The following is a 13,981-nucleotide window of genomic DNA, read 5'->3' as shown; positions in this document are numbered from 1 at the left end:
ACAAATTACCAATTACCAATTGCGCTATTAAACTTCGGTGATGGGCAGCTTCACGGTAAACGTTGTGCCCTTACCAGCCGTGCTTTTGACATCAATGGTGCCATTATAATTCTCGACGGCGACTTTGACCATGTAAAGTCCTAGTCCTGTACCGGCAATGCCGCGCTCAACGGCCGTTTGCGCGCGGAAAAAACGGCCGAATAAATTGGGCATCGCCTGCTTGGGGATGCCAATACCATCGTCCCGCACCTCCACTACAATTTGGCTATCTTGGGCATACGCCTCCACCCGCACTGTGCCAGACAGAGTGAACTTGACCGCATTATCAATGAGGTTTTTGAAGATGAGGTGGTACGTTTCCTGGTTGCCCAATACGGGCGACATAGCCGGGGCGATGCGCTGGCGGAAGGTGAGTCCTTTTTCGGTGGCGCGGTCGGCCAGCGGCGGCAAAATTTCATCAAACAGATCGTTCAAATTGACCAGATCATTGCTGCGCTGGAATTCGCTGGCTTCCATCTTTACCACTTCCAGCATCTGGCGCACCATCTTTTGTAGCCGGTCGCTTTCCCGCTCGATAACGCCCAGGAAGCGGTCGGCCTTCTCTTTTTGCTGCGCTTTGCCTTCGCGCAGCAGGCGGGCGTACATGAGAATAGTGGCTAGCGGAGTGCGTAGCTCGTGGATAATGCCGTGGAAAAAGTCGTCCCGCAGCCGCTCCACTTCCCGAATCTGGCTCAGATCGCTAAAAACAAAAATCATTTCCGTTACAGCACCATTTTCATCCCGGATGGGTGCGCCACTGAGCAAGATGGGTACAGTGCCGCCACCGTGCTGGCTCATGTCGGTTGCCAGTTGGGGGTATTCATCGGTGGCGATGACGGTGCGCTCCATAAAATCGTTTAGGCTGCCGCTGGTGAGGCGGATCATATCGTTAGCTTTTTGGCCGAGCAACGAAGGCAAGTCGCGGAACAGGAGCGTGAGCAGGGAGTCGTTGGCGTGGGTGATTAACCCGTCGGCATCTACTGTCATGATGCCTTCGGACATGTTGGCAAAGATGGTTTCGATGCGGCGCTTTTCGGCAAGAACGGCCGTATGCAAACTCGCATTCTCAATGGCCGCCGCCAACGGCCCGCCAATCGCTTGCAGCAACCGCAAATCATTTTCGTTGAAATCACCGTTTTGCTTGTTAATCGCCTGCAAAATGCCGATGACGCGATCCTCAATTTGTAGCGGAATGCAGATCATGTTCTCTGTCTGGAACCCAGATTGGCGATCGACGCGGGAATAAAAGCGTTTGTCCGAATAAACGTCGTTGATGATGACCGATTGGCGATTCTCTGACACCCAGCCGGCAATACCCTGTCCTTTTTTCAGGCGAATGGTGGGCAAATCCTTGAACAGATCGCCCATCAAAATATCCACAAAAATAATGTCGCCAGAGGATTGCTCGATGAGGCCGACGGAGACAGAGCCGACGTTGAGGGTACGGCGCACGGGTTCCATGAGTTGGCGGTAAATATTTTGCAAACTCAAGGTAGACGTGAGAGCGTAGCTAATTTCGGAAACGACGGCAAATTCAATATCTTGCCGATCAACCGTTTGGCGCAGGTAGGCGCGATCTAAAGCGGTGGTGACGTGGGTGGCTAAAGCAGACAGGTTTTGTGGTTCAATGATCGGTAAGTTTTCATCGGGATCAAGGAAGCAGAGGATGCCGGGCGGCGTGACAGGTGCGTAGCGGCCCGGTGCGGGCAAGGGCACGGCCATGATGCGTTCGCGGGGCAGCTGCCATAGCTCGCTGCGAATGAGTTCGGCGGGCGGCTGGTTGAATTTTTCCTGCATGGTGGGCTTGCCTGCGGCTAAAAAGCTGGCAAAGGAGGCATGTTCTTTGTTCCAGCGGGTTTGCTGGATACGGCCGTCCTTATCACAAACCCATACGTCAAAATATTTATTCTGGGGATCGCTAACGCCGACAACGGTGGTGGTTTGGGCGAATACGGCCGTTTCATTCGCCACAACCGCGCAAACACCGTGAGCATCAAAAATATTCAAAAGCTCTTCAGCTAATTTTTGCCACAAATTGTGAATCTGGTTGGAATCAATAGATAACGTGTCGCTCATGTGTGCCTATTTGAAAAGTTTAGTGGGATTTTAAGCAGTTGCGTCATTTGATGAAATTTATAACCGTGAGCAATCATCTTGGCAAGGGGACAAAGGGTACAAAACAACCCCCAGATAGTATTAACTCAAGTTGCTACCTTAAAAATATGGCTGACACTCTCAGCCAGAACAAATAATGCGATTTTCAGCTCAAAGCCTGCGGCTGTGACTGCATGAATGCTCCTCGGCATCCTGCGTGCAATGGATGACCCTGTCGTCTCCACAATCTTGCGATGCAGTTTTATCCAATAAGTGCGCCACGGTGGATACGGCCGTTTGCTGTTTTTCTTGCGTACAGGACATAGTTTCACCTGTCTTGTCTCATTGATTAAGTCTTCCATGGTGTAATCATTGTAGATTTTGTCTGCATAGATTTCTGAACCCGTCGGTAGGTCAAACTGAAAGGAGCGCAGGTGAGTCACATCGCTTTCAGAACCCGGTGTTAGGAAGAACTCAACTGGTTGACCCTGACTGGTGACCATCAAATGTAGTTTGAGTCCATAGAAGTAGCGGCGTTTGCTCGCAATCTTGCCGCGATACTTCTCTTCTCGATAGAGACGACAGCGGCGAATGCGCCAATTGTCACACACCACAATAGGAAAGGTATCGATCACGTAAATCGAATCGCTACTGACCCCTTTCCAGTGGGCGCCCAACATCTCGATAAAGGTCACGATGTAATGGCTCACTCGATGCAGACGACGTGAATACCGACTTTTGCTCAACATGGTTGGTATGTAGCCGCCTTGATGCAAGAAGGCACGGGCAAGTTCATAATTGCCGCTAAAAAACAGAGCAGCCACGATTGCTGTGGTGATGACCTCGGAATCGTTCATGCGGCATTGACTGTTTTCATGATGACCTAAACCAAGCAAAAGGTCGTTAACCAGCGTGTAAATCGCTACAATTTGTTCGTCCATGATTGTCCTCGTAAAAATGGTTTGGTGGTTCAAACCCACTTTACTTGGCTTTCATGGACTTCACCATTTTTGACTGTTAAGGTAGCAACTTAGGTTAGTATTATGAAAAACGAAGCGCGATTTCTCTGTGGTTTGCACAAATCCAGACAGCCTATCCGCTTTACATGTGACATTTGGCTATAGAATTCCAGTCGTTTGCGTTTGCCCGAACCTTGCAGCTTCTGTATAGTTTCCACTGGTGCTTGATGAGTCAGTCTAAACTGCAAAGTAAGGCTGCGCGCCAACCACAAAACCCACTGTACCTGTAAAAGCACAAATTAACAATTCCAGGAAGAAATCCTAATTTAATGAAGGAGTGAATATGTCTTACATAGAATCAGTTCGCGGACGTGAGGTCTTGGATTCGCGCGGAAATCCAACGGTAGAAGTTGAAATTCAGCTTTTTGACGGTAGCTTTGGCCGCGCCATTGTGCCTTCTGGTGCCTCCACCGGTGTGCATGAAGCGTGGGAAAAGCGTGACGGTGACAAGAGCCGTTATGTTGGTAAGGGTGTGCAGGCGGCGGTTACAGCCGTAAACGAAGACATCGCCGAAGCCATCGTGGGTTGGGACGCCACCGATCAGGTAGGCATAGATTTGGCCATGCTAGAGTTAGATGGCAGTGACAACAAGAAAAATCTCGGCGCGAACGCTATTTTGGGCGTTTCCCTTGCCGTCGCTCACGCTGCCGCCGACAGCCAGGAATTGCCGCTTTACCGCTACCTGGGCGGCGTCTATGCGCGCACGCTGCCTGTGCCAATGATGAACATCATGAATGGCGGCAAGCATGCTGCCGGAGCCACCGACCTGCAAGAATTTATGGTGATGCCCGTTGGCGCAGAAACCTTCGCCGAAGCGCTCCGCTGGGGGGCTGAGATTTACCACAACCTGAAGAAGGTGTTGGGCAGCAAAGGCTACCGCACCACCACTGGGGATGAAGGCGGATTTGCCCCCAAAGTATCGGCCAACAGTGAAGCATTCGACTTGATTTTGGAAGCGATTGAGAAAGCGGGCTACAAGCCAGGCGAGCAGATTTTGCTGGCAATGGATGCGGCCGCTTCCGAATTTTACCAAGATGGCAAATACCACCTCCAAACTGAAAACAAAGTTCTCACTGGCCCAGAAATGGTAGATTTCTATGCCAACTGGTGTGAAAAATACCCCATCGTTTCCATTGAAGATGGTTTGCATGAAGATGATTGGGAAAGCTGGACATTGATGATGGAGCGGCTGGGTGATAAAGTGCAAATTGTGGGGGATGATCTGCTGGTGACCAACGTCAAACGCATTCAGACAGGCTTCGAGCGCAAGGCGGCCAACAGCCTGCTGTGCAAGGTAAACCAGATTGGCACGCTAACCGAAGCGATTCAATCGGTAGAGATGGTGCAAAGACATGGATGGACGGCCGTTGTTTCCCATCGCTCTGGTGAAAGTGAAGATGCTACCATCGCCGACCTTGCAGTGGCGTTAAACGCAGGCCAGATCAAAACTGGCGCACCCGCCCGCAGCGACCGCGTCGCCAAATACAACCAGCTCCTCCGCATCGAGGACGATTTGGGTGACTCCGCCATCTATCCCGGATTGAAAGCATTTACAAACTTGCGCCGGTAGGTAGTAATCGGTATTCAGCATTCGGTAATCAGTTGAATACCGATTACTGAATACTGTTAACTGAACACCGTTTACCTGAATCTAATAATTTCGCGGTACACTCTGCCCACTTTGTAAAAATCCATGATAAGGACACGAGCATGATTCGATTTGAAGACGAACAAGAAACGGCCGAAGCCAACGGAAAACCCCGCAAAAGTATGCTGGATCGGCTGTTAGAAACGCGCACCATCACCATTTTTGGTGAAATCAACATGAAGCTGGCGCAGGAAGTGACCGAAAAGCTCATGCTGCTGGCGGCCGATTCCGACGATGACATCAAAATTTTCATCAACTCCCCCGGTGGCCATGTAGAATCTGGCGACACCATTTTTGACATGATTCGCTTTGTAAAGCCCACTGTAAAAATTGTGGGGACTGGCTGGGTTGCCAGTGCTGGTGCACTCATTTATGCGGCTGCAGATAAGGAAAACCGGTACAGCTTGCCAAATACGCGCTTTTTGCTGCACCAGCCAATGGGCGGCGTGCGTGGTCAGGCACAAGACATCAAAATTGAAGCCGAGGAAATCATCAAGATGCGCGAGCGTTTGAATCGCACCTTCTCGGAACAAACTGGTCAGCCAATGGAAAAAGTGTCTAAGGACACAGAACGCAACTTCTGGATGACAGCACAAGAAGCAATTGAGTATGGCCTGGTAGGGAAGATCATCAACTCCGCCGACGAAGTTAAATAAAACGGACAGCTATCGTTTGTCATTAGTATGATAAAGCAAAGACGAAAGGCCGACTGTCATTAGGTGCAAGAAACCGTGCGGGAGATGTGGCCCATCGTGAAAAAGATAAAACAAGCAGCCAAAAAAGCGACCATTTGTTAGGATTGCTCCAGCTTGGTAGGCCGATGTCATTGGCAACCAGCCGCGCAGGAGCGCAGGTCACCGAGCCAAGAGATTCAGCGAGAACCCGAACAGTTGTTGGGACATTGCAGTCCGTATCATTGCTAGTGCGGGTCACAAAGGAGTACCTGATGGCAAAGCAAACCGAAGAAACCTTTTTTGGCATTGACGTTTCCAAAAACCACCTGGATTTAGCCCAGTGGGGAATCGAAGAAGTGTTGCGACACGATAATGACGCAACCGGTATCGCCACCCTGGTGGAAATAATGTCAACGAAAACGGCTGTCACCTTGATAGTGGTTGAGGCCAGCGGTGGATTCGAGCAAGTTATGGTTACAGAACTGGCCGCTGCCTCTCTGCCCATTGTCGTCGTCAACCCGACACGAGTGCGTAACTTTGCTCGTGCCAAAGGGCAAGTAGCTAAGACAGACAAGATCGATGCCCAGATGATTGCCAGCTTTGCCCAGGCGGTCCGTCCAGAGGTACGTACTTTGAAGACGCAAGACCAGCAGCTCATCAAAGCATTGGTCACGCGTCGTCGCCAACTGATCGATATGCAAACAGCCGAGAAGAATCGGCACACCACGGTCAATCCAGAATTGCGGCCTCGTTTGGAGAAGCACCTGGATTGGTTAGCTACTGAATTAGCTGAAATTGAGGAAGACCTCAATGATTGGATCAACAAAAATGCCCAATGGCGCGAAAAACGAACCAGTTTAGAAAGCGTGCCCGGCGTGGGCCAGGTCACCTCCTTTACGTTGCTGGCTGAATTGCCCGAATTGGGTACATTGTCTCGACAAAAAATCGCCGCCTTAGTTGGCCTGGCTCCCTTCAATCGGGACAGCGGCTGTTCTCGCGGACGACGCCATATTTTTGGCGGACGTTCAGATGTTCGTTCTGTTTTGTACATGGCTGCTCTTTCAGGCATTCGTTATAACCCGGTTCTCAAAGCCTTTTATGACCGTTTGATTGCGAAAGGAAAACTCCCCAAAGTCGCTCTCACGGCCTGTATGCGTAAATTGTTAACCATTTTGAATGCCATCGTCCGTGATGGCTCTGCTTGGATATCAGCTTAACGAAATGCGCTTTTTGCTCTTGACTTTTATCACAGTTGCTCCTGCGAAGATGGGAATCCACACAACTGGCCTCTCGCCTTTGCGGGAGCGACAAATAGAAGTCTTGTATTAGACCACAAAAGTTTTACAAAACTTTTGTGGTCTTTTTTATTTCTGCCGTCGAGCCAGGGCATTCATTACCATGACAAAAGCGGTAATTATCCCCAGCATGAAGGTAATGGCGATGATGATGAGAAGGGTTGTGAGCGGGATGAACATATTGGTTACTCCTTCATAATTAGTGAACCTCCCGCAGGTTTCATTCAGAAATTTCTTCGTTGATGAAGCCTGCGGGAGGTTCAAAGTTGATAGCTGACTCTAGCTAAACATGCCTGCGGACATAGCTCCTTGCTGGCTCATGCTAATGGTAGATTGCGACACCAGGTTGAAGATGCGGCACAGTTCCTGGTGGCTGAGGCCAGTGGCCAGTACGTCTGGGAAGCCGATTTCGTCGGCGAGTTGGCGCAGTTCAGCGGGGTTGATGCCGCCGTTGCGGAAGCCGACATATGCTAACGTGTAGATTTCGTGCTTCAGTAGCTCAGTGGCAGCGCGGCGAATTTGCTTGGCACGCTGTTTGGAGGCATTGTCGCCGCCGTCTGAGTAGACGATGACGATACAGCGCACCATCACCCCGCTTTGGCGGAGCTGCTGGGCGTACAGCACCATGTTGGTGAAGCCGCCAGCAACGGCATCGTACAGGGCGGTGGAACCGCTGGGATCGTAACTGCTGCGGTTGAGTGATGGCACATCCTTGAGCGGTATATAGCCGTGCAAAAGGGTGACGGCCTGGTTGAAAACGATGGTGCTCATGAGGATGTCATCGGCGGCGCTGGAGCCAAGCATGGCGGCCAGGTAGTCTTTGTTGTAGGCAGTGATGAGATCGCTGGCGTGTGGTCCCATTGAGCCGCTCATGTCTATGATGTTCATAGCCAGCGTGACTTCATTGCTGGTGAGCTGGTGGAGAGGTGTGCCAACGGCCGTTGCCATCGTTGGCCCATTCAGATTAGAAATCACCAAATCCATTGTGTTGTCCGTCAAACCATCTGCCTGGGCGGATTGAAACAAGTTGTCCAGGTTGCCTAGTCCGTTGTTGTTTGTCATGTTGTTCTCCTTAGTTTTAAAAGCGGGACACGGAGCTTCACAGAGATGCACGGAGAAAATCCGTGAAAATCCGTAGCCAATTTCTTAAAAGGGCAGCTTGTCTGTGCTGTTGATGAAGTTGACGCCCTGCTTCTCGAACTCGGCAAAGCGCGCCTGGGCGATGGCGTGAAAATCAACGTCCGGGTGCAGCACGGGGGAGGTGCAGTCACGCAGGAAGTAGATTTTCTGCAACGCCTCTGGTTGGCTACCAAAATCTTCCACCAAGTCTTCCACCGTTTCTAGTACGCAGTGGCTTTCAGCCTCGCCCGCGATGACGACAACATCTGCTTTGGAGAGCGTATCCAGGAAGGGCTTGTTTTTGCCGCCCATCGGGTGATTGGCGACCGGCACCTCTGGCTGGATGATGGAGTAATGTTCGGTGAGCGGGATGCTGCCTTTGGTGAGCCAGGTTGGTTGGGTTTTGCGGGCGATGCTGTGGTAGAGAACGGCCGTAAACAACTCTGGGTCTAGCGCATTGCCGATGCTGCCAATCATTACGTGGTAGGGCCAGATGGTGAGCTGCTTTTTGGCTTCCTGCTCCAGCGTTTTTACGTAGTTAGTAGATTGCACGGGCGCAACCAGTGGTCGCCACTTGCCTTGCTTAATGTCATCGTAGGTGATGAGCGTGAACGGGGCGGGATGATTACCCGCTTCATCTGCCCACCAGGCGGGGTGGAAAATTTGGTGGGGCAGGTGAGAGTCCAGCGAGCAGGTGATGTTGGTAATGCGCTCGGCATTGTTGTAGATAAATTCGATGGTGCGCTGAATGTCGCCAATTGCGCCGGGAACGTAGAGGCTGCCTTTTTCGTGGCAAAAATCAATTTGCATATCAATGATGACCAAATGGACATCTTCTTTATCTTCAACAGCAGGTTTCAGGCCAACGGCCGTTGCCTCGGCGGCAATCGTGGCAACATCTGGGTAGAACAGCGTCCCAATGCGGTTGGGATCATAAAAGCTGGGAAATTTACTCATAGTTGAGGCTCCTTTTGTTCAATCTGAGATAAGTGTATTATCTACACTAATTGAGATGTGAGAAGTATAGTGTATTTATTACACTTTGTCAAGTGGCAACTATTGCCCTCAACCTCCCGCAGGGTTTATTCGCAAACATTGTACAGGTACAAGCCTGCGGGAGGTTAATTTGTGGGCGGGCTAGATGCGCCAGTAGATGTTGTTTTCGCGGGTCATGAGCTTGTGGTCTATAAGGTAGCGGCGTAGAGAGGCAAAATCGGGGTGGAACTGCTTGAGCGTTTCATTGAGGTCGGCTTCGGGGTAGCGCACGCCGGGTTCAAAATGGTTGGCCACCCATTTCATGACGACGAACTGTTTTTTGTAGCGGGCGGGAAGTTGGGCGAGACGGCCGTCTACCACAAAGCTGCTTAAAATCTTCTGCTCCCAGGCCTGGGTGCTGTCGTCTGTTACCAAGTTTGCAAGCTGCGCCTGTGACAAAATATCCTTACTCATGTTTTCCAGAAATTTCACATCCAGCCAGTAAATGCGGTTGTTGCCTTCGGCACGGCCGTTTATTAGCCCCAGCGCTTTCATCGCTGCCAAGTGGTGAGAAACGGTTGGTTCACGCAGCTCCAGCAGCGCGGCCAATTCGCCCACGCTCCGTTCCTGATTGGCCAGCAGACCCAGAATTTTCAGGCGGCTTTCGTTGCCTAACACCTTGAAAAAACGCAATAATTGCTGAAACTGTTCGTCACCCATTTTATAAAATTGACCCTAGGACAAGACGAAAACCGTTCAGCGCATCCAGGGCGTGCGGTTTGTCGTCATCGGCATACTTTGTGGTTGCATTTTGCAAATTGTACCCCCAATCACCACCCCGCAACACCTTGCTGCCTTTGCTGGCAATGTTGGTATTGGCGGGATTAACTTTATCGTTAAGGCACCATTCCATTAGGTTTCCTGCCATGTCTAGTGCACCACAGGCGGCCGCACCATGAGGGAACATGCCTACGGCCGTTGTCTGCTTCAGCCCAGTTTCAATCGTGTTAGCAAAATTTGGCTGTGCGTCACCCCAGGGATACGGCCGTTCCTCATCACCATTTTGTGCCGCCCACTGCCATTCCCACTCTGTTGGCAGGCGAATTTGAGCATTTTCGCCAACTACCAATTGATGGGCCTTGCTGGGATGGGGCAGCGAAAATCCGGTAAGCCGATAATTAAGCCAGCGGGCAAAAGCAACGCATTGATACCAGGAAATGGTATCGCGCGGATGGTTTGGCCATTCGTTGTACTGGTTAGCCAGCGGTTGCCGCTGAAACCTTTCTGGGAACCCCGCCCACCGGAGCAGGTTCCTAAACCCATCCACAGCTTCCACAAACGCCTGATACTGGGCGTGGGTGACCAAATATTTGGCAATGTAAAATGGCTCTACGACAAATGGGCCAATTTGCTTGAACCTTTCCGCCTGATCTGGCGTGTCGGGCTGCCAATGGCGCAGCAGCATCAGCTCTCCGCCAGGGCTGATGGGCAGCCAGGCAATAGCTGGCAGGCCGTTTTGTACAGTAACGCCGGGGCGCGGATCATCCATTTTTGCCAGTTCCTGGCCGATTTTTAGACGTTGGGTGACGGCCGTTTCCTCGTCTTCCAACGCATCTAACAACACCGTCGCGGTACCCATTTCTTTCCCTCACTGGTTTCTAAAATCAAGCCCTTGTAACTTAGACAGAAATCTAAATAGAATGTTATCTAAATAGTGAGACTTTGTCAATCTGCAATTTGCTTTTGGCGGCTTCACCTGCGTACAATCTGCCTATGAGCTTATCCAGCCTGATTTGGCAAACCTTCCTCTTTTTCCTCACCTTTTGGCTAGGCTGCTACCTCATCGCCCGCGACACAAGCCGCTTGCAGCTTTGGCTGGCAGGGGCGGGCATGCTGGCGTTTGCAGCGGGCATTGTCACCACGTTGTTGGGGACTTTTGCGCCATCGGCTAGCCTAGCGCTGACGCTGTACCGCTTGCAGCGACTGTTTGTGGTGTTGCCTGCGCTCTTTTGGCTGGCAGCGATGGTGTGGCTTATTCCTAATAGAGAGGCTTGGGTGGCGCGATACGGCCGTCAGCAACTGCTGCTTGGTTTAAGCCTGGCCTGCATTTTGGCGTACGGCATTGCCATTGGCATGATCATTATCCCCGGCAGCCAAACAATACCCACCTGGTTGGCAACGGTCATCGGCCTCGATTTGTTCATCTTCGGCCTGGTCATCATCCAGCTCGACGCTTCGGACAAAGGCGAAGCCTGGTTTTACCACTTTTTGCGGGCGTTAGATTACTCATTTTTCACTGCGCTCATTTTTGGCGTGCAGATCATTTTGGTAATGCACTTTTGGATTGGCCTGAATTTTCCGCTCGTTGGTTTGCTGCTCACCAGTGTTGCTGCTTCCGTGCTCATCCAAACCTTTTCTGATCCTGTGCAATCACTTATTGATCGCATTGCCTTCGTTAATGCACCCGCCTTACGCCAATCCCGCGCCGCACAGCGTGTTGAAGATGACGTGGCTCAGCGGCTAGAGACTGCACAAAACCCGCTGGATTTACCCCCTGCTGAATTTGAGCGCCTCACGCGCCGGGCCCTAAGCCAGATGGGCAATTTGCCAAAATTGGCCAGCAGTCCGCTCACTCGCCTCCCTTTGGTGTCTAATCGGCTCTCACAAAATGGGCGGGCGGATGGCACCCTGGCGCGCGCGGCCGAGCTAAAAACGTTGCTCACCGAGAGCATTGCCAAATTGCAGCCCCGCGATGGCGGTGAATTTGGCACGACAGATGCGTGGCGACATTACAATGCGCTCTACTTTCCGTATGTGGTGGGGTTACGGCCGTACAGCCGCCGCACCATTCAAAATGAGGAATACCAGGAAGTGCTTGACTGGTTTCGCCGCCAGGTACCTGAACGCACCTTGTACAATTGGCAAACGGCCGCTGCCCGCCTGGTAGCCCGCGACCTCCGCGAACGCTCCCGCCGCCTTTCTCAACCGCCCCCCCCAGAGTAGCCGCGGATTCTTTCCGCTTTCCCAATATCCGCAAACCTTTCTCCAAATTTGGCACTGTTTGGCACCACTTTTCATAGACTTGGCACAGCCTAAACAGGTAATTTTGCATTGTCTCTGTACAAAAAGTTTTGGAGGAATGCAAATGGAATTGACCCTGATTGATTTTTTGACTGGCTTTTTTCTGATGAACGCGATGCCTCACCTGCTCGTTGGGCTGTTTGAAATCCGTTTTTTAAGCGCATTTGGCTATAAGCCAATGGCAAACTTGGGTTATGCCTTGCTAAATGTTGTTGTTGCACTGCTGTTGTTTCATGTGCAGCATAGTATTCAGGCATTATCAACGCACGGCATTTTGCTTGGTGCTTTAGCAATGTTGTTCATCTATTTGGTAACAGGCCGCTATTTTTACAATCGTTTTCATCTAAAAGCATAAATCTCTGGAGGAAATCACATGCAAACACAATCTTTCTCATCTAATCAACAACATCCCCGTGCAACTTTTCTGCGCCGTGCGTTACAAGCCAATGCGCTCTTCTCGCTGCTAACAGGATTGGCTTTTGTGGTGGCGTCTGGGCCAATTGCCCGCTTCTTGGGGCCGCAAATCCCTGGTTGGAGCGTGCTTGTTGTGGGGCTGGGCCTGCTGCCTTTTGGCGTCATGGTGTACCGTGCTGCAGCCAACGATCTGCAGCAAGCGCGGCTCATCTCCGGCATGGATATTGCCTGGGTTATTGGCAGCTTTTTGCTTTTGGGTCTGGGCTGGTCGCTGTTTACCGTGGCTGGGCGATGGTTTATTGGCTTACAAGCCGAGGCGGTAGCCACGTTTGCCATCTTGCAGCTCATTGGGTTGCGTCGCCTGCAAAAGTGATTTTAATTAAGCCCTTAATTAACCAATCGTGATGAGGTGGAAACCCTTATTCCAGAATTGCAACAACAACTTCCTTACTAACATTCTTGTCGCAATATTGGATTAATACGTTTAATTTTTTCGCTTTGCTGAATTACTAACCCAACTTCTGGCAGGCAGCTTCGATTTTGGTGGCGGGGGATAAGATTTCGCTCCAGGATTGGCTGGGCAGCGGGGCGTGCCACAGTGAGCCGTTGGACATGACGGCAAAAAGCTGGTCATCTCCCTGGACAAAGCGCTCGACCATGTTGCGGGGCTGCGGCTCCGTGAGCGGTTGCCACGTTTGCCCACCGTCGGTTGTGTACTCGATACGGCCGTTCCTTCCCCCAGCATTCTCCGCGGGTCCCAACACCATTTCCTGGCTGTTGGCCGGGTTCACCCAGACCGCCCGCACATAGCAATCGGCATACAGCGGCTGCCAGCTTACGCCCCCGTTGTTTGAGTGGTAAAAACCGCCGCCCGTCGGCGCGTAGAGCAAGTTGTGGCTGCTTGGATGCACCACAATCGAATGCACGTCTGGGTGGATGAGTCCATCTGGCGGCGTGCCAAATTCGGGACGGCCGTTGCTGCCGTCGGCCAGCTGCCAGGAGTCGCCACCATCGTCGGAGCAGAGCAGACCGCCCACTTCCACCGCCGCAAAAGTGTGCTGCCCATGAAAGGCAAAGCCGCGCACGCAGCCCGCTTCTGGCGAGTAGGGCAGCCACCAGCCGTGCTCGTCACGCAATTCTGCCACTTCGGGCCGCTCCACCCAATTTTCGCCGCCGTCGCGGGAGACAAAGAGGGCAGCCGGTTCCGTCCCGGCAAACTCCAAATCGGAGATGTCTGGGTGATACGCTAGCCAGCGGACGTGCTTTTCCGTCAGGCCGTTGCTTTGCGCGTACCAGCTTGCCCCCAAATCATCGGAGCGGAAGATGCCTTCGGTAGTGCCCGCCAAAATCACCCCCTCGCGGGCGATGATGCTGGTGACGATACGGCCGTTCAACCCCCGCGCCTCAGTTTGCCAATTTCCGGTTCGATTATGCGCCAGCAAGACGCCATTTTGCGTTGCTAAAAATAATTCCATAACGATTGCTCCAGACTTTTGAAGTTTCCGAAACTTTAAAAGTCTCCAAAAACCAAAGTTGACAGTCGCATAAACTTTTTGCGACTGCCAACTGTTTGGGAAGATAGGCGTGCTTTTATTTAATCAAAACGTTCTAGGCCACACATCG

13 protein-coding genes are annotated in these 13,981 nt (G+C 51.7%); 6 read left to right on the top strand and 7 right to left on the bottom strand.

Features of this window, described 5'->3' with window-relative positions:
- Nucleotides 1–27: 27 nt before the first annotated feature.
- Together ACOQPM_RS04830 and ACOQPM_RS04825 are read right to left on the bottom strand one after the other, a co-directional pair.
- Nucleotides 28–2,115, bottom strand: a complete 2,088-nt coding sequence (locus ACOQPM_RS04830; RefSeq protein WP_420628097.1) for an ATP-binding protein — start codon at nucleotides 2,113–2,115, stop codon at nucleotides 28–30.
- Between the two features lie 125 nt (nucleotides 2,116–2,240).
- On the bottom strand, nucleotides 2,241–3,074 hold the full coding sequence (locus tag ACOQPM_RS04825) for an IS982 family transposase (protein WP_420627395.1): 834 nt from the start codon (nucleotides 3,072–3,074) through the stop codon (nucleotides 2,241–2,243).
- A gap of 361 nt (nucleotides 3,075–3,435) precedes the next feature.
- On the opposite strand from ACOQPM_RS04825, the gene eno reads away from it, so the two are divergent.
- The 3 genes from eno to ACOQPM_RS04810 all read left to right on the top strand — a co-directional run bounded on the left by eno (nucleotide 3,436) and on the right by ACOQPM_RS04810 (nucleotide 6,691).
- Nucleotides 3,436–4,722 (top strand): phosphopyruvate hydratase, encoded by a 1,287-nt coding sequence (eno, locus tag ACOQPM_RS04820; protein WP_420628096.1) that lies wholly within the window; start codon nucleotides 3,436–3,438, stop codon nucleotides 4,720–4,722.
- A 140-nt stretch (nucleotides 4,723–4,862) separates the two neighbouring features.
- Nucleotides 4,863–5,456 (top strand): ATP-dependent Clp protease proteolytic subunit, encoded by a 594-nt coding sequence (locus ACOQPM_RS04815; RefSeq protein ID WP_420628095.1) that lies wholly within the window; start codon nucleotides 4,863–4,865, stop codon nucleotides 5,454–5,456.
- A 290-nt stretch (nucleotides 5,457–5,746) separates the two neighbouring features.
- Nucleotides 5,747–6,691 carry an IS110 family transposase gene (locus tag ACOQPM_RS04810; RefSeq protein ID WP_420627234.1) on the top strand — a complete coding sequence of 315 codons (945 nt, stop codon included), beginning with the start codon at nucleotides 5,747–5,749 and terminating at the stop codon, nucleotides 6,689–6,691.
- 357 nt (nucleotides 6,692–7,048) lie between these two features.
- Here ACOQPM_RS04810 and ACOQPM_RS04805 read toward each other — a convergent pair whose 3' ends face one another.
- The 4 genes from ACOQPM_RS04805 to ACOQPM_RS04790 all read right to left on the bottom strand — a co-directional run bounded on the left by ACOQPM_RS04805 (nucleotide 7,049) and on the right by ACOQPM_RS04790 (nucleotide 10,502).
- On the bottom strand, nucleotides 7,049–7,831 hold the full coding sequence (locus tag ACOQPM_RS04805; protein WP_420628094.1) for a vWA domain-containing protein: 783 nt from the start codon (nucleotides 7,829–7,831) through the stop codon (nucleotides 7,049–7,051).
- A gap of 84 nt (nucleotides 7,832–7,915) precedes the next feature.
- Nucleotides 7,916–8,845: a hypothetical protein gene (locus tag ACOQPM_RS04800; protein WP_420628093.1), complete on the bottom strand. Its 930-nt coding sequence runs from the start codon at nucleotides 8,843–8,845 to the stop codon at nucleotides 7,916–7,918.
- Between the two features lie 180 nt (nucleotides 8,846–9,025).
- Nucleotides 9,026–9,583, bottom strand: coding sequence for a metalloregulator ArsR/SmtB family transcription factor (locus tag ACOQPM_RS04795; RefSeq protein ID WP_420628092.1), 558 nt, complete (start codon nucleotides 9,581–9,583; stop codon nucleotides 9,026–9,028).
- 1 nt (nucleotide 9,584) lies between these two features.
- Nucleotides 9,585–10,502, bottom strand: a complete 918-nt coding sequence (locus tag ACOQPM_RS04790; protein WP_420628091.1) for a formylglycine-generating enzyme family protein — start codon at nucleotides 10,500–10,502, stop codon at nucleotides 9,585–9,587.
- A 134-nt stretch (nucleotides 10,503–10,636) separates the two neighbouring features.
- Here ACOQPM_RS04790 and ACOQPM_RS04785 point away from each other — a divergent pair, with 134 nt between their 5' ends.
- From ACOQPM_RS04785 to ACOQPM_RS04775, 3 genes are all read left to right on the top strand, one after another.
- Nucleotides 10,637–11,866, top strand: a complete 1,230-nt coding sequence (locus ACOQPM_RS04785; RefSeq protein WP_420628090.1) for a hypothetical protein — start codon at nucleotides 10,637–10,639, stop codon at nucleotides 11,864–11,866.
- Nucleotides 11,867–12,014: 148 nt separating this feature from the next.
- Nucleotides 12,015–12,299: a hypothetical protein gene (locus ACOQPM_RS04780; protein ID WP_420628089.1), complete on the top strand. Its 285-nt coding sequence runs from the start codon at nucleotides 12,015–12,017 to the stop codon at nucleotides 12,297–12,299.
- An 18-nt stretch (nucleotides 12,300–12,317) separates the two neighbouring features.
- Nucleotides 12,318–12,731, top strand: a complete 414-nt coding sequence (locus tag ACOQPM_RS04775) for a hypothetical protein (RefSeq protein WP_420628088.1) — start codon at nucleotides 12,318–12,320, stop codon at nucleotides 12,729–12,731.
- Between the two features lie 136 nt (nucleotides 12,732–12,867).
- Here ACOQPM_RS04775 and ACOQPM_RS04770 read toward each other — a convergent pair whose 3' ends face one another.
- A complete protein-coding gene (locus ACOQPM_RS04770) occupies nucleotides 12,868–13,833 on the bottom strand; it encodes a WD40/YVTN/BNR-like repeat-containing protein (protein ID WP_420628087.1) in 966 nt (321 codons plus the stop codon).
- Between the last annotated feature and the right edge of the window lie 148 nt (nucleotides 13,834–13,981).

It is taken from the genome of Candidatus Leptofilum sp., assembly GCF_965223525.1.
GTDB lineage: Bacteria > Chloroflexota > Anaerolineae > Promineifilales > Promineifilaceae > Leptofilum.
This window is presented reverse-complemented; position numbering and strand designations above follow the sequence as displayed.